Annotated in this window: 13 protein-coding genes; 7 read left to right on the top strand and 6 right to left on the bottom strand. The window is 34.2% G+C overall.

Annotation, left to right across the window (positions count from 1 at the left end; genetic code table 11):
- Positions 1–314: 314 nt before the first annotated feature.
- Together rpiB and RQM59_RS03180 are read left to right on the top strand one after the other, a co-directional pair.
- Entirely contained in the window at positions 315–749 is a 435-nt protein-coding gene (rpiB, locus tag RQM59_RS03185) for a ribose 5-phosphate isomerase B (RefSeq protein ID WP_349240613.1), read from the top strand.
- On the top strand, positions 749–1,189 hold the full coding sequence (locus tag RQM59_RS03180; protein ID WP_349240612.1) for a GNAT family N-acetyltransferase: 441 nt from the start codon (positions 749–751) through the stop codon (positions 1,187–1,189). Before rpiB ends, RQM59_RS03180 begins: the two co-directional genes overlap by 1 nt.
- On the opposite strand, the gene RQM59_RS03175 is transcribed toward RQM59_RS03180, so the two are convergent.
- Positions 1,190–4,081, bottom strand: a complete 2,892-nt coding sequence (locus RQM59_RS03175) for a T9SS type B sorting domain-containing protein (protein WP_349240611.1) — start codon at positions 4,079–4,081, stop codon at positions 1,190–1,192. It lies immediately after the preceding gene.
- 106 nt (positions 4,082–4,187) lie between these two features.
- Here RQM59_RS03175 and recA point away from each other — a divergent pair, with 106 nt between their 5' ends.
- Both recA and RQM59_RS03165 read left to right on the top strand, forming a co-directional pair.
- Positions 4,188–5,195: a recombinase RecA gene (recA, locus tag RQM59_RS03170; protein ID WP_349240610.1), complete on the top strand. Its 1,008-nt coding sequence runs from the start codon at positions 4,188–4,190 to the stop codon at positions 5,193–5,195.
- A gap of 311 nt (positions 5,196–5,506) precedes the next feature.
- Positions 5,507–6,049: a GNAT family N-acetyltransferase gene (locus RQM59_RS03165; RefSeq protein WP_349240609.1), complete on the top strand. Its 543-nt coding sequence runs from the start codon at positions 5,507–5,509 to the stop codon at positions 6,047–6,049.
- A 1-nt stretch (position 6,050) separates the two neighbouring features.
- On the opposite strand, the gene RQM59_RS03160 is transcribed toward RQM59_RS03165, so the two are convergent.
- Genes RQM59_RS03160 through RQM59_RS03150 form a run of 3 tightly spaced genes read right to left on the bottom strand, consistent with a single transcriptional unit; the run spans position 6,051 to position 8,466 of the window.
- Positions 6,051–6,527 (bottom strand): hypothetical protein, encoded by a 477-nt coding sequence (locus tag RQM59_RS03160; RefSeq protein ID WP_349240608.1) that lies wholly within the window; start codon positions 6,525–6,527, stop codon positions 6,051–6,053.
- An 11-nt stretch (positions 6,528–6,538) separates the two neighbouring features.
- Positions 6,539–6,970: a dUTP diphosphatase gene (gene dut / locus RQM59_RS03155; protein WP_349240607.1), complete on the bottom strand. Its 432-nt coding sequence runs from the start codon at positions 6,968–6,970 to the stop codon at positions 6,539–6,541.
- A 35-nt stretch (positions 6,971–7,005) separates the two neighbouring features.
- A complete protein-coding gene (locus RQM59_RS03150; protein ID WP_349240606.1) occupies positions 7,006–8,466 on the bottom strand; it encodes a lipopolysaccharide biosynthesis protein in 1,461 nt (486 codons plus the stop codon).
- Between the two features lie 95 nt (positions 8,467–8,561).
- On the opposite strand from RQM59_RS03150, the gene RQM59_RS03145 reads away from it, so the two are divergent.
- The gene (locus RQM59_RS03145; RefSeq protein ID WP_349240605.1) at positions 8,562–9,557 is read left to right on the top strand and encodes an NAD(P)H-dependent glycerol-3-phosphate dehydrogenase; all 996 of its coding nucleotides are present in this window, start codon (positions 8,562–8,564) and stop codon (positions 9,555–9,557) included.
- Here the strand turns inward: RQM59_RS03145 and RQM59_RS03140 are convergent.
- Positions 9,554–10,891: an aspartate kinase gene (locus RQM59_RS03140; RefSeq protein WP_349240604.1), complete on the bottom strand. Its 1,338-nt coding sequence runs from the start codon at positions 10,889–10,891 to the stop codon at positions 9,554–9,556. The genes RQM59_RS03145 and RQM59_RS03140 overlap by 4 nt on opposite strands.
- A 103-nt stretch (positions 10,892–10,994) precedes the next feature.
- Here RQM59_RS03140 and RQM59_RS03135 point away from each other — a divergent pair, with 103 nt between their 5' ends.
- Together RQM59_RS03135 and RQM59_RS03130 are read left to right on the top strand one after the other, a co-directional pair.
- Positions 10,995–11,654 carry a hypothetical protein gene (locus tag RQM59_RS03135; protein WP_349240603.1) on the top strand — a complete coding sequence of 220 codons (660 nt, stop codon included), beginning with the start codon at positions 10,995–10,997 and terminating at the stop codon, positions 11,652–11,654.
- 84 nt (positions 11,655–11,738) lie between these two features.
- The gene (locus tag RQM59_RS03130) at positions 11,739–15,032 is read left to right on the top strand and encodes a S8 family serine peptidase (RefSeq protein ID WP_349240602.1); all 3,294 of its coding nucleotides are present in this window, start codon (positions 11,739–11,741) and stop codon (positions 15,030–15,032) included.
- 52 nt (positions 15,033–15,084) lie between these two features.
- Here RQM59_RS03130 and RQM59_RS03125 read toward each other — a convergent pair whose 3' ends face one another.
- The gene (locus RQM59_RS03125; protein ID WP_349240601.1) at positions 15,085–15,618 is read right to left on the bottom strand and encodes a pyridoxamine 5'-phosphate oxidase family protein; all 534 of its coding nucleotides are present in this window, start codon (positions 15,616–15,618) and stop codon (positions 15,085–15,087) included.
- Positions 15,619–15,636: the final 18 nt, after the last annotated feature.

Here is a 15,636-nt window from a genome sequence, read left to right as displayed (position 1 = left end):
TAAACATATTTTTTTTAATAATGAATGTAAAATATCATGTAAATAAACTGTAAATTTTATGTTGATAAATGTTCATTAAAAAGTAAAAAATAAAGTTGTTTATATCAGAGTAATTCTTGTATTGTAATATTTACCTAATAAATCAAATTATTTTTTAAAAATCTGCTAATAGTTCTTAACATTTACTTAAACCAATATAATACCTTCATCTTTAACAGGTTATTAAAAATATTAAAAAAGTTATTTTCATATCTGTTGATAACCATATCTATTCGTATTTTTGTACTGTATAACCACATAAAAGTCAATAAATTATGAACATTTCAATTGGGAATGATCACGCAGGAACAGAATATAAATTTGCGATTGTAGCATTATTAGAATCAAAAGGAATTAACGTAAAGAATTATGGAACTGATTCTAATGAAAGCGTAGATTATCCAGATTTTGTTCATCCTGTAGCAAAAGATGTTGTTAATAATAGTGCTGATTTTGGTATTTTAATATGTGGTAGCGCTAATGGTGTGGCAATGACAGCGAATAAATACCAAGATATAAGAGCTGGATTATGTTGGACTAAAGAAATTGTCACTTTAATAAGACAACACAATAATGCGAATGTATTGTGTATTCCTGCGAGATTTACTGCAATACCTCAAGCACTTCAGATGGTAGAAACTTTTTTGAATACGGAATTCGAAGGTGGAAGACATCAAAATAGAGTGAATAAAATACCTGTTTCTTGTTAATGAGATTTATAGTTAAAAGGTTTACTGAATTAAGTACAGATGAGCTGTATGCAATTTTACAACTAAGATCAGAAGTATTTGTAGTAGAACAAGATTGTGTTTACCAGGACATAGATTATAAAGATCAGAAAGCATTTCATGTGATCGGAATAAAGGAAAATGCAGTTGTTGCATATGCACGTATATTTGATGCTGGTGATTATTTTGAATTGCCTAGTATTGGTAGGATCTTAGTAAAAGAAGATCAACGAGCATTTAAATATGGACATCAACTTGTTCAGGAGGCAATTTTTTATATTGAAAACCATTTTAAGAATACATCTATTTTAATATCTGCCCAAACATATCTTCTTAAATTCTATAATAATTTAGGATTTGTGCAACAGGGAGAAGAATATTTAGAAGATGGTATACCACATATAAAAATGTTTAAAGGTTAATTACCTGCGTAACGAAAAATACCCTCTCTTTTTTAAACCATCAGCAAAGTTTATCCTGTACCAATACGTATTAGATGATATTAATCTGTATTGATAGGTGCCATTCCAACCACTTCCTCCAGGAGTAACGGTATAAATTAATTTTCCATATCTATTGAATATATCTATCGAAGTAATAGTGGAAATAAGACAGTTTACAGTCCAATAATCATTGATACCATCATTGTTTGGTGTAAAGAACTCTGGTATAGTGCAGTCTGTTGTCCCTAGCGTGCTGTTAATAGTGATTGTAAAAGAAGATTCGGCAAAACAAGTAGTATCTGTAGCATCTACATTATAAATATAAATGGTTTGAGATGTGGTAATAACATCTCCAGAAAATAAAGCCATTCCGTTTCCTCCAGACATGGTATAATAATTACCATTCGTTAAAGCAAGAAGTTCATAACTATCGTTGGCAACTACATCAGATAGCACATCTACCGTTATTTGGCAAACATCATCGCATTCTATTTCTGTTTCTACAAAAATTGAATGCGTATCTATATTAGTCCAATTAGCTTGACTATATGACTTATTATCCACAAAAATACATCTCAGATTAGGATTATTCGTTGTATTGAAATACGTCATATTCGTATTGTTTCCATTTCTTAAATCGATAGAACTTAATAGAGAATTAATCGATGAAAGTGTAGTTAAAGAAGAATTCTGAGACAGATCGAGTGCTTCCAATAAAGTATTACCCGACCATAAGCTTGAGAGCACCGTATTATTAGTCAAATCAATGTTTTGGATTTGATTGTTCTGAAAAGCGAGTGATACAAGCTGAGAATTCTGCGTCACATCTAAACTAGTAAGTACATTAAAATTACAGAAAAAATGAGATAACACTGTATTTTGAGAAACATCGATGGCACTGATTTCATTGTTACTACATTCAAACAGTTCTAGCATTGTATTTTTTGTGACATCTATAGCTGTAAGCAGATTTTCAGAACATGTAAAACTCATCATTTTAACGTTCTTAGTCACATCTAAAGAAGTTAATAGATTGTTATGACAAGAAAGCTCTTCTAAATTCACATTTTTAGTAACGTCCAAGGTTGTTAGTGAGTTGCTGTAAATAAAAACCTGTTCTAGTGCTATATTATTTGTAATGTCAATTGTTACAAGTAAGTTATCGCTGATAAGTAAATTCTTTAAAACAGCATTATTAGAAAGATCGACTGTTGTTAATAGATTATCAGAAATATATAAAAACGTTAGCGCTGTATTTTGAGTAATATTTAAGGTAGAAAGTTGATTATTAAAAGCCTCTAATCTATACAATTGAGTGTTTGTGGCTAGGTCTAACTCAGCTAATAGGTTCATCGAACAATTTAAAAAACCAAGAGAAGTAAAATCTTCTATTCCAGTAAGATCCTGAATGCCTTGATCACTTACATCTAAAGAGGTAATAACTTCTATGGTTGCAGTTAGGACATAATCATCTAAGGGACCTGAATCATATCCTTGATCGATTAAGGCTTGTTCAAAATTATCGTCAGGAACATAAGTGAGATCTGCATTACTACATTCAGCTATATTTTCTACAAAACGCGCTCCAGGATCAATATTCGTCCAAGTTGCTTCACTATATATTCTGTTATCTACAAAAATGCAATCTAGATCTGGATTATTTAAGGCACTAAATGTATTTACAGTAGTATTACTTCCATTCCTAAAATCGACAGTTGTTAAGTTGGTTTCATTAAGACGAATATTTAAAAGTATAGGGTTTTGCGAAATATCTAGTGTAGTAATGGGGTTTTGATCACAATAGAATAACTTAAGCTCTGGGTTGGCAGTAACATCAATCGAAGGTACTTGATTAGCTCTCATGTCTAAAAAAGAGAGTATCGGGTTGTTACCAACATATAAACTAGGAAGATCATTATAAGCACAAAAAAGATTTTCAAGATTGGCATTTTGCGAAACATTAAGCGAGGAAAGAGAGTTGTTGCTTATAGACAATGTTACAAGCTTAGATAAAGTAGTTATGTTAATGGATGTGATTAGATTATCATTTACCTGAAGATGTTGCATTCCAATAAAATCTTCTATACCAGTAAGATCTTCAATAGATTCATTTTCTATAAAGAGTTCATGAAGTGTATTAATACTAGAGGTTAATACGTAATTATCCATAACCGTATCTACTCCTTTATTAATTAAGGCAGCTTCAAAATTATCATCAGGAATATAGGTATAGGATGGAATATTACATCCACTTGAACTATCAAGAAATACAGAAGGAGTATCAATATTGGTCCAGTTAGCAACACTATATGTACTATTATCAACAATGAAACAACTCAGGTTTGCATTGTCGGTAGCGTCAAAATTTTGAATATTGGAGTTCCCTCCATTTCGGAGATTTATAGTTTCAAATATCCCCATACTCAGGTTAATATTTATAATCTCATCGTGGTTAGAAAGATCTAGATAAATGAGACTGGTTCCACCAATGGTCAGATCTGTAATTCTGGTATTCGCAGTTAAATGAAGAACTTCAATAGGAGAATTTAAGATAATAAGTGTTTCTAATTGTAAATTCTGACTAAGATCTATATGAACAAGGTCATTGTTAAATTCGACCCGAAGGTTTTTCAAGGAAGTAAAACCGTTTATTCCTTCTAAACTTGCGATATCTGTAGTTATAACCTCTAATGACTGTACTCCATTAATATTTGCCGTTAGCACATAATCATCTAAAGGACCAGTGTCATATCCGAGGTCAATTAAGAGTTGCTCAAAATTGTCATCAGGCACAAACGTGTTTTGAGAAAAAAGCACCGTGGATGACAGCACAAAAAGTAGTAAAAGAGATATGTGTTTTATAGAAAACATCTAGGCTACCAAAAATAAGAAAAATGAATTAACTTTTTTTACTTAGAATAAATCACATTTCGTAACTTGTCATCTCTATTTTAAAAAGTAAAAATAAGCGAGATTTATGTCAGCAGATAAGGAAAAAACAGCAAAGCTAAAAGCACTACAATTAACACTAGACAAATTAGACAAAACCTATGGAAAAGGTGCGGTAATGAAGATGGGTGATAGTGTGGTAGAGGATGTGGAAGCGATATCATCAGGATCTTTAGGGCTGGACTTGGCCTTAGGAGTAGGAGGGTACCCTAGAGGAAGGGTTATAGAAATCTATGGACCAGAATCGTCAGGTAAAACAACACTCACACTACACGCTATTGCAGAAGCTCAAAAAACAGGAGGTATTGCTGCTTTTGTAGATGCAGAACACGCTTTTGATCGTTTTTATGCTGAAAACTTAGGTGTCGATATCGATAACTTAATTATTTCGCAACCGGACCATGGAGAACAAGCTTTGGAAATCGCTGACAACCTAATTCGATCAGGAGCTATTGATATTGTGGTTATTGATTCTGTTGCTGCATTAACCCCAAAATCTGAAATAGAAGGCGAAATGGGTGACTCAAAAATGGGATTACACGCTCGTTTAATGTCTCAAGCTTTAAGAAAATTAACTGGAACGATTAGCAAAACAAATTGTACTGTAATTTTCATTAATCAATTGCGTGAAAAGATTGGGGTAATGTTTGGAAACCCTGAAACAACAACAGGAGGAAATGCGTTGAAATTTTATGCCTCTGTACGATTAGATATTAGAAGAAGAACGCAGATAAAAGATGGAGATAGAGTTATTGGAAACCAAACGAAAGTTAAAGTAGTAAAGAACAAAGTAGCCCCACCATTTCAGACCGCAGAGTTTGATATTATGTATGGAGAAGGAATCTCTAAAGTGGGAGAAGTATTGGATATTGGAGTTGATTTAGGGATTATAAAGAAAAGCGGATCTTGGTTTAGTTATGGTGATACAAAATTAGGACAAGGAAGGGACGCGGTAAAAGGACTTATAAAAGACAATCCGGAACTCATGGATGAGCTGGAAGGAAAAATAAAAGATGCTATTGATAATCAAGAATAAGTTTTATTAAAAGTTCTATTATCTAAGACGGTTGGAAAACCCCAACCGTCTTTTTTTTGTAATAAGAATATGCTTCAAGCGTTACATATATATTGTTTGCGACGATGTAATGAAATAATTCATACTATCTTTAAGAGATCTAAAAGCACGGGAAGAACAAAACAAAACATGAATACAGTACTACTCTTGTTTGCTATAATCATTAACTCAAGGTCCTCTCAAAATGGATGGCACAGATCAATCAGGCAAAAATTGACAGAACCATTTTTAACGGGAAAGAAATTTATACACTATAGGAGAACAGGTTTAAAATGATGAAAATCTCTGAAACCATTTATTTAAAAAGTATTACGGAACATGATTTAGACGATCTTCGGACGCTTATGGATAAAATTTATCATCCAGCATATATTAATTACTGGAAAGATAAAGGAGATTGGTATGTGAGTGATTTATATAATGAAGAGAATTTACATCAGGAATTACAAGAAAATGAAGCAGATTATTTCTTTATTTTGTTAAAGGATGTAATTATTGGGATTATGAGAACCGTCTGGAATTTAGATACTAATTATCAACCTGATAAAAACTATGTAAAACTGCATCGCCTGTATATAGATCAAGAAATCCAAAATAAAGGAATAGGGAAAAAAATTATGAGCTGGTTAATAAAAACAGCAACAGAAAAAGGATACAAAAAATTATGGCTTGAGGTGATGGAGAAACAACATCAAGCCGTTCATTTCTATAAAAAACTTGACTTTACAGAAGTAGATAAAGTTATGGTAGATTTTCCATTGCTATATGACAATTATAGAGGAATGTATAAAATGGTAAAAGAATTAAAAAAATAGGCTAATCTAACAATTTAAAGCTATTATAAAAGAAAGCAAAGCGGTCATCTTTTATTCCATCATTTAAAAATAAAAACCACCTTGATTTTGTTTTTAAAAGAACATATTCATTGTACTCATCAGGCCGCTTAGGGTTAGTAATTACAAATGACCACCCTTTGATGCTGTTTATTAAGATTTCTTTTTTTAATAACTTATCTCCTTTTTCCAGTTCATTTTCATTAAAGAAAAAATGGATACGCTCTAAATTATCATGATCAGCGAAGACAACCATCCAGCTAGCATCAATAAAAGAAGTTTTTTCACCTGTTAAGAAACCACCTTTTCCGCCTTTAGCCTTCCATTTATTAGGATATTTTATGGAATATTTTTTAACATCATCTTTAAATAATTTCCATTCGCCCTTCTTTTGAGAATGGCAAAAAAACAAACAACTAGAAAGCAACAATACTACTGAAAGGATAAGATGTTTTTTCATAACAAAAATGGCTAAACTCCAGTACTTCCAAACCCGCCAGCACCTCTTTTAGTCTCATCTAAAACATCTACCTGCTTCCAGGATACCTGTTCGTGTTTAGCAATGACTAATTGTGCTATTCTTTCGCCATCTTCAATGGTAAAATCATCATTAGATAGATTTACTAAGATTACACCTATTTCACCTCTATAATCAGCATCAATAGTTCCTGGGCTATTCAAAACAGTAACCCCTTTCTTGGCAGCCAGACCACTTCGAGGCCTTACTTGTGCTTCATAACCTTCGGGTAATGCAATAAATAAACCTGTTTTAATAATGACTCTATCAAGAGGTTTTAAAATAATAGCTTCGTCAATATTGGCGCGTAAATCCATTCCTGCAGAACCGCTGGTTTCGTAATGAGGAAGTGCATGTTTTGACCTGTTGATAATTTGTACATTCATGTTTTTAGGTTATTTCAGAAGTGTTCATATGCCTGTTAATTGCTTCGATGTAAAAATTTTGATATTGTGTTTCTTTCGTTGAAGAAAATGATCAAAAGAAAGAGTAAAATAGCAAAAACCGAAACTACATAATTTCCTCTAAAAGACAAAAATGAAACTCCACAAAAAATAGAAGAGGTAACAATATATAACCCTACTTTTTTGAGCTGATAAGGTATAGGATAATGCTTTTTACCTATAATATAAGAAATGATCATCATCGCCCCATATGCTAAGAGGGTTGCCCATGCAGAGGCTATAAAACCAACTTTAGGAATCATCAGAATATTAAAAGCAATGGTTAGTCCGGCTCCGAAAATGGAGAAATACATACCATACTTTGTCTTATCAGTTAGCTTGTACCAAATAGACAAGTTGTTATAAATGCCTAAAAACAGATTTGCCAATAAAATAATAGGAACAATTTGAAGGGCGTTAAAATATTCAGGTTTCCCTAAAAGAATGAGAGCAAAGAGATCGATAAACACCACTACGATCAACATGAAGAATGCCCCGACAATACTGAACCATGTAAGTATTTTCGAATAGGTTTCTTGGGCATTTTCTTTGTGAGATGTATTAAAAAAAAACGGCTCAGCTCCCAAACGGAAAGCCATAATATATAAGGTCATAAAAACCCCTAATTTATAACAAGCAGCGTACGCGCCCATTTGAGCGTTTCCTAGCATTTCCCCAAGAAGCAACTTGTCAAGATTTTCGTTAGTAACAAAAGCTAAACTACCAATCATTATTGGCAAACTATAGCGCAGCATTTTCTTTAAGAGCTTAAAATCAAAAAACACTTTAAACTTGAGGTTAATAGGCAACAAGAGTAAAAAGGTAACAGCGCTGGCAATAGTACCCGAAACAAAAATGTGTAGGACTTTAGGGTGGGAAGAATAGTAGTTGGTCAAGAATTCAGGAAGGGCAATGCTATTTTCTAAAGCAAAGGGAATTCCCCATAGAAAAAAGACATTCAATATGGCAAAAATGGAAATATTAATCACCTTAAAAAGTGTGAACTTCTTAGGCTTATTTGTTACTCTTAGATAGGCATACGGAATAACAACAAGCGTATCTAAAGTAATTGTCCAGATTAATAATTTTAAAAATAACGGATGGTTAAAACCAAAATATACGGACAGGTCATCGCTAAAAAACAAGGCGACTCCTAAAAAGAATAAACTAGTAAAAATCAAGGTCAAGAAAGAAGTAGACACTACTTTCCCGTTTTCTTTTTCTTTAGAGAAGAAGCGAAAAAAAGCAGTTTCCATACCATAGGTAAGTAAGGCATTTAAATAGGCGGCATACACATAATAATCGGTGTTGATTGCATACTTTTCTACCGCCAATGTAGACGTATGTAATTTTACCAAAAAGATATTGATCGCTCTGGGTAATACCGCTGCAATCCCATAGATCACAGTATCTTTTAGAAACTTTTTTAATACACTCAAAAGAGAAGAGATTAAGAGCAAATATAATAATTAGGAATAGCTTTGGGTGATGGATAATAGTTTTATTACTTTTGACTAAACCAATCGAATTAAGTATGGATAAAAATACAAAGGTTGCCGTTTTAGGTGGAGGGAGCTGGGCAACTGCAATTGTAAAGATGTTGTCTGAAAATCTGGATAGCATCGGTTGGTATATGAGGAGCGTGTATGCCGTAGAGCATATTAAAAGAAATAAGCACAACCCGAATTATTTAAGCTCTGCAGAACTTCACCCTGAGCAATTAGACCTATCTTCTGATATAAATGCAACCGTTGCTAATTATGACGTGCTCATTTTTGCAATACCATCTGCATTTTTAAAATCTGAATTAGATAAGTTAACAGTATCATTAAAGGGAAAGGTAATTTTCTCTGCAATCAAAGGAATTGTTCCAGAGTCTGGGTATATCGTAGGAGAACATTTTTTCGAGGAGTATCAAATACCTTTCGAAGATATTGGGGTCATTACAGGACCTTGTCATGCAGAAGAGGTGGCAATGGAAAGACTTTCATATTTGACAATTGCTTGTATAGATGGACACAAAGCAAGATTTGTGAGTAAATGCTTAAAAGGGAGATATATAAAAACAAAGATCTCAGATGACATTATTGGTACCGAATACGCCGCTATGTTGAAGAATATATATGCCATTGCTGCGGGAATATGTCATGGTTTAGGGTATGGAGATAATTTTCAATCTGTTTTGATGAGTAATTCTATTCGTGAAATGAAGCGTTTTATCAAGAAGGTCCATAAAATGAAAAGAAACATTAATAACTCGGCTTATTTAGGAGATTTATTGGTGACCGGATATTCTACTTTCAGTAGAAATAGGATGTTCGGAAATATGATAGGTAAAGGATATACAGTAAAATCAGCAATGTTTGAAATGAGTATGGTTGCAGAAGGATATTATGCTACAAAAAGTGCCTATAAGATCAACGAAAAGAATGGTGCTAGAACTCCGATAATCAATGCCGTTTACAATGTTCTTTATGGAGGAAAAGAAGCAAAGTCTGAATTCTTAAAACTGACCAACAGACTGAATTAAACAATTTCCAAAGTAACTTTTTTAGAAAACAGTCCTCGATTTAAGGCATTTAGGGCCCGTTTCTTATCAGAAGTTTTAACCAACAAAGAAATATTGTAATTACTACCTCCGTAAGAAATCATTCGAATTGGAATGTCTTTTAAGGAATTGAATACCTCTGCACTGATCCCCTCTTTGTTTTGAGAAAAATCTCCTGCCACACATACAATACTTAGACCAGTGTCCACTTCTACCGTACCAAATTCGGTAAGTGCATTGGTGATCTTTTTCAAATTTGCATCTTCATCTATGGTTAACGATACTGCTACTTCTGAAGTAGTAATCATGTCGATCGGAGTTTTATAGGTTTCAAAAACCTCAAAAACCTTTTTCAAGAAACCATAGGCCAACAACATTCTAAAGGACTTGATTTTTATCGCAGTAATCCCATCTTTAGCGGCTATAGAAGTAACACCATTCGTTATAGCGTCATTCTTAATCACAGTTCCTTTTTGAGCAGCATTAAATGTGTTTTTTAAACGAACTGGAATGTTCTTTTCTTTAGCCGGAATTAAGCTTTGAGGGTGCAAGATCTTTGCTCCGAAATATGCTAACTCTGCAGCTTCATCGAAAGAAATTTCTTCAATAGAAAAAGTGTTTTCTACAAACCTTGGATCGTTATTATGCATACCATCTATATCGGTCCAAATCTGAATTTCATCAACATCTAAAGCTGCCCCAATTAAAGAGGCGGTATAATCACTTCCGCCTCTTTTAAGGTTATCAACCTGATTTAATTTTTTGCAAATAAAACCTTGGGTTATGAAAAGATCACTTGAAGATTCGCTATATATCTGAGGAGATAAAAAGGTAGCGATTTTACTAGGAACAGGTTCTTCATTATGATCTATTTCCATAAAATCTAACGCAGAAATTAATGTTGATGAAATTTTCCTTTCTTGTAAATAGAATTGAATGATATGGGTAGAGATGATTTCTCCTTGGGCAACGATCAGTTTTGTGTTTTTTTCACTATATGTTTCCTGAGCATATGAAGCAATTTCTTTTATTTTAAAATCGATAAAATTTAAGGCGATTTGCTTATAAGAATGAAGCTTAAAAAGATTAGAAATAATAGTTCTACACTTTATTTCTAACATATTTAGAGTCTCAGAAATAGTTACAGGATCTTGTATCTTATTGCAAGCATTAATATGTACTAATAAGTTTGTTACTCCAGAAAAAGCCGAAAAGACGACGATTTTTTTCCCAGAAGTAGATGTAATAACATCAACTACCTTTTTTATGCTTTCTGCAGACCCTACAGAGGTTCCTCCAAACTTTAAAACAATCATTAAATCTTAAATTTTACACAAAAAAAAGGGATACATCAGCAAACAACAATTTTATTTAATAATTTTACGAATTATAACAACGTGTTTAAATTTCAACATAATTATGAAAACTATACAAGAAGCAGTAGAAAGCACCATCCGGAAAACTCCCTTTATGGAAGAGGCGCTCTATGAAAAACTGATCAACGTTTCTTCTTTAGCGAGGGTTATATTACCGGAGGTTTCTAAATTGTTGAAAAAAGAGGTAAAGCCAGGAGCTGTAATGATGGCAATAAACAGACTATCTCCTGCCAATGAGCTTCGCATACGAAAGAATATTCGTAAAATGACGCTTTCTATTGGAGATTTTATTGTCCGGTCCGATCTCTGCGATTTTACTTACAAGAACTCACCGTCACTTTTTAAAGAAATAGGAAAGATATTTACAAAGACTTCCGAAAGTAAAGATTACTTCTTTACGGTTTCTCAAGGGATCTTTGAGACAAATATTGTCATGAGTAAAACGTTACTTCCTTATATTGAAAAGAATTTTAAAACAGAAACTCAAATCAATTCTGTTTTAGACCTAGCTTCGATTACCATTAAATTACCTGAAGACAATCTAGAACAATCGGGGGTTTATTACTTTATTTTAAAGCAATTAGCATGGGCAGATATTTCACTTCAAGAAATAATATCTACTACAAATGAAATGACCATAGTGGTAAAAGAAAAGGATATAAATGAAACGTTCTCTATTTTAATGAATATGAAAATGAAGTAGATAGCTTCGAAATCATAACCCGCAATTTGAAAAAAGCTGCCGAAAAACCACTATATTCGTATTCAATTTTTTCAAATACAATTTATGATGATAAAAAAATACGCTAGAAAACTATTGTTTCTTACTCTTAGCATTTTTTCTCTTTATGCTTTCGCCCAAACAAAACAAGAGGCTGAAAAAATAAAAAAGAGCTATGACCTCACTAAGCTTAAAAGCTTATCTAAAAAATACGAAGCAGATTATTTACGAGAAAAACAGAAAGCTTTGACTATGGCGCAGCAAAAAGGCTGGCGTATAAAATATACTGATAGTAATGGAAGCCTATACGAGCTAATGGCCGTGACTAAAGATGGATTTCCACTATACTACAAAACAGACAACTCAGACGCAGCATTATCTACTAGAACCAATTATTTGAATAATGGCGGAGGGCTTGGCTTAAACTTAGAAGGGCAAGGAATGACAGCCCATGTCTGGGATGGAGGACTTGCGAGAGTTACTCACCAGGAGTATGACGGAATTGGAGGAGATAACCGATATTCGGTAGGAGACGAGACCACAGCCCTAAATTTCCACGGAGCGCACGTTACGGGAACCATTATCGCCTCAGGTGTAGACCCTGAAGCAAAAGGAATGGCGCCACAAGCAAAAGGAGTGGGATATTATTGGGATAATGACCTAAGTGAAATGACAACAGCAGCAGCAAATGGAATGTTGCTATCTAATCATTCTTATGGTTTTCCGTTGGATCAAGTTCCATCTTGGATTGCAGGAGCATATATCTCTGCTTCTAGAGGAGTTGATGAGATTATGTACAACTCTCCATATTACTTAATGGTAACTTCAGCGGGGAATAGTGGAAACGATAATGTTTCTAACACATCACCACTTGATGGAGAGGCACTTTATGATAAGTTAACAGGGATGTCCACATCGAAAAACAACTTGGTTGTTGCAAACGCTCAGGACGCGACGATAAATGGAGACGGATCACTAAGTTTTGTTTCTATTAATGCAGGTAGTTCAGAAGGGCCTACAGATGACTTAAGAATAAAACCAGACATCACAGGAAATGGAACAAGCTTGCATTCAACGTTCGATTCTGCCGATGATTCATACAACAGACTTTCTGGAACATCGATGTCATCACCAAACGTATGTGGATCTTTATTGTTGATCCAGCAACATTACAACAATACGTATGGGAGCTTTATGTTGGGAGCTACGCTAAAAGCATTAGCGCTTCATACAGCCGATGATAGTGGAATAACAGGACCAGATGCAACTTGGGGATGGGGATTGTTAAATGCTAAGAAAATGGCCGAAACAGTTACTGACAGAGGGTTATTTGCTGAAATAAAAGAATTAGAATTAGCCGATGGCGAAACGTATACCTTTACAGTAACGGCAGACGGAACAAATCCGCTGATTGCGTCTATCAACTGGACAGATGTTCCAGGAACTATTAATGGAGGAACCGCAAATGACGCAACAGCTATTTTAGTAAACGACTTAGACCTTAGAGTTTCCAATGCTTCAGACACTTTCCTTCCTTGGAAATTGACAAGTGTAAATACAAATGAAAAAGCAGATAATGTTGTAGACCCATATGAAAGAGTTGATGTCGGAGTAGGTTCAGGTGTATACACCATTACCGTTACACATAAAGGAACATTAACAAACGGAAGTCAGAAATTTTCTTTAGTTGTAACAGGAATTGTTTCAGACTATACCTTTTCTTCTACAGACACTGATGTTGAAGCTTGTAAAAGCGGAACAGCTCAGTTCGATTTTGATTATAGACAATCATCACCGACTACTACTAATTTTACAGTAGAAAATGGGCCGGCAGGAGTAACAGCAAACTTTTCTTCTAGCACATTAACAGCAGACGGAGCTTTTAGCGTAACATTTGAGAACCTTCAGGGGCTTACTCCAGGAACACATACGGTTGATGTTGTAGGAGATAATGGGGCTGTAACCAAAAGACAAACGGTAGAAATATTTATTTTAGAAGAAGACTTTACCAATCACCCTCAAACGTTAAGCGCTCCTGCAAATGCACTGGTAGGTGCAGCTACGAGCGGTGTTACGCTAGAATGGGTGAAAAACACAAATGCGCAATCATACGTCGTAGAAGTTTCAACAAACCCATCTTTTACAACATTATTCGATTCTAGTACAACTGCAAACTTGAGCCATAATGTGACAGGTTTAGCAGAAGATACAGTATACTATTGGAGAATAAAACCTCAAAATACTTGTGGTACGTCCAATACCTACTCAGAAATTAGAAGTTTTCAGACCTATGTTCTGGAGTGTTCTAATAGCTATTCTGCAACAAATTTCGGAAATGCATCAGTAGATGGTATAAATGCCAATGAGACAGGTTCTGTTTCCATTTTTATAGGAGATAACTTAACCATCGAAAAAATGACTGTAGATATCGGAATTTCGCACACAAGTGTTTCTGATCTAAGAGTTTCTATTCAAGAGCCATCGGCAATTGGATCTAATGAAATGTTCTTAGTAACAAATGATTGTGATGGTTCAGATGATATTAATGCTACGTTTGATGACGAAGGAGCAGATCTATCTTGTAGTACAAGTGCTCCAGCGATTTCAGGAACAATTAAGCCTAGTAATTTATTAAGCGGATCTCAAGGAAAAGATCCTTTTGGGTGGTGGAGTATCTTTATGCGTGATGATGTGGCAGGAAATGGCGGAAGTATTACTTCGGCAACGATAAACATTTGTACGGTAAGAGCAGCGAATGCAGCACCTAATTTTACTAATAATGCCTTAGAAGCTTTAACAAACTCAAGTTTGTTAGTTACTTCTGCGCACATGGAAGCAACTACAAATGCTGAAACAGCAGCACAACAAGTATATACATTGGTAGTAGCACCTACAAAAGGTAACTTAACTAAAAACGGAGCAACATTAAACGCGGGAGATACATTTACACAAGAAGATATCAACAACGGGCTTATCTCTTACGAGAACACACAGACAGCGTTATTTACAGACGAATTTAAAGTAGATATTTTAAATGGAGTAAATGGTTGGTTAGCAGATCAAACAATTAGCGTAACATCTACGTTAGGAGTTGATCGTTTTGATATAGGAAACCTTGCAATGTATCCAAACCCATCAAGCACCGAGATAAATATTAGAATCAGTTCTTTTTCGAATGATCCTGTAACGGTACAAATCTTTGACCTACAAGGAAGAGCTGTTTTAAGAAAAAAATACAATGATATTTCAGGAGCTTTCAGCGAAAGTATAGATGTAAGGTCTATAGCTAGCGGAGTTTACTTATTAAAAGTAAAACAAGGAAGCAAGGAAGGAACTAGAAAGATTATTATTTCAAAATAAGAAGCCTTCTTTAAGATAACAAAAAGGCAGAAATTAAAAGTTTCTGCCTTTTTTATTTTGTTGGCTTTCCATCAATACTTACTGTATTTCGTTCTTTCCAATAGGTTTTAATGCCGTCTTCACCTTTTTCATTTGCCCAATCTATTAACTGTTCTCGTTCTCCTAAATACTCATAAAAAGGAATAGACATTCCGCAAGAGGTTTGCGCACTTTCAATAGTAATATCAAAGATTTGACGTGTACCAGGGAGCTTTGGAAACAACGGCTCTAATTCTTTCCAAGAATCGTCTCCAGCATAAACAGCTCTAGCTTTACCATAAATACGAAGAATGTTTGGGGCTCCTTCAAAAGCACAAAACATAATGGTAATTCTAGGGTTTTCTAATATATGTGCGGCAGTTTCGTTTCCGCTACCTGTTACATTCAGCCAGGCAATTCTATTGCTATCCAACACCCGCAATGAATCCATTCCTTTAGGAGAAAGGTTAATTCTTCCTTCTTCAGGAGCTGTAGCAACGAAGAATATCTGTTGCTTTTCAATAAAAGACTGTAATCGATTTGTAAGTGCAGGATAGAGTTTAGCCATAAGTTGTGAATTAAAGAA

Source organism: Asprobacillus argus, from assembly GCF_032248395.1.
GTDB lineage: Bacteria > Bacteroidota > Bacteroidia > Flavobacteriales > Flavobacteriaceae > Polaribacter > Polaribacter argus.
This window is presented reverse-complemented; position numbering and strand designations above follow the sequence as displayed.

Excerpts from the sequence above, each read along its gene's own strand:
- rpiB (WP_349240613.1), top strand. The coding sequence starts at position 315 with ATGAACATTTCAATTGGGAATGATCACGCAGGAACAGAATATAAATTT.
- RQM59_RS03180 (WP_349240612.1), top strand. The coding sequence starts at position 749 with ATGAGATTTATAGTTAAAAGGTTTACTGAATTAAGTACAGATGAGCTG.
- RQM59_RS03175 (WP_349240611.1), bottom strand. The coding sequence starts at position 4,081 with ATGTTTTCTATAAAACACATATCTCTTTTACTACTTTTTGTGCTGTCA.
- recA (WP_349240610.1), top strand. The coding sequence starts at position 4,188 with ATGTCAGCAGATAAGGAAAAAACAGCAAAGCTAAAAGCACTACAATTA.
- RQM59_RS03165 (WP_349240609.1), top strand. The coding sequence starts at position 5,507 with ATGATGAAAATCTCTGAAACCATTTATTTAAAAAGTATTACGGAACAT.
- RQM59_RS03160 (WP_349240608.1), bottom strand. The coding sequence starts at position 6,527 with ATGAAAAAACATCTTATCCTTTCAGTAGTATTGTTGCTTTCTAGTTGT.
- dut (WP_349240607.1), bottom strand. The coding sequence starts at position 6,970 with ATGAATGTACAAATTATCAACAGGTCAAAACATGCACTTCCTCATTAC.
- RQM59_RS03145 (WP_349240605.1), top strand. The coding sequence starts at position 8,562 with ATGGATAAAAATACAAAGGTTGCCGTTTTAGGTGGAGGGAGCTGGGCA.
- RQM59_RS03140 (WP_349240604.1), bottom strand. The coding sequence starts at position 10,891 with ATGATTGTTTTAAAGTTTGGAGGAACCTCTGTAGGGTCTGCAGAAAGC.
- RQM59_RS03135 (WP_349240603.1), top strand. The coding sequence starts at position 10,995 with ATGAAAACTATACAAGAAGCAGTAGAAAGCACCATCCGGAAAACTCCC.
- RQM59_RS03130 (WP_349240602.1), top strand. The coding sequence starts at position 11,739 with ATGATGATAAAAAAATACGCTAGAAAACTATTGTTTCTTACTCTTAGC.
- RQM59_RS03125 (WP_349240601.1), bottom strand. The coding sequence starts at position 15,618 with ATGGCTAAACTCTATCCTGCACTTACAAATCGATTACAGTCTTTTATT.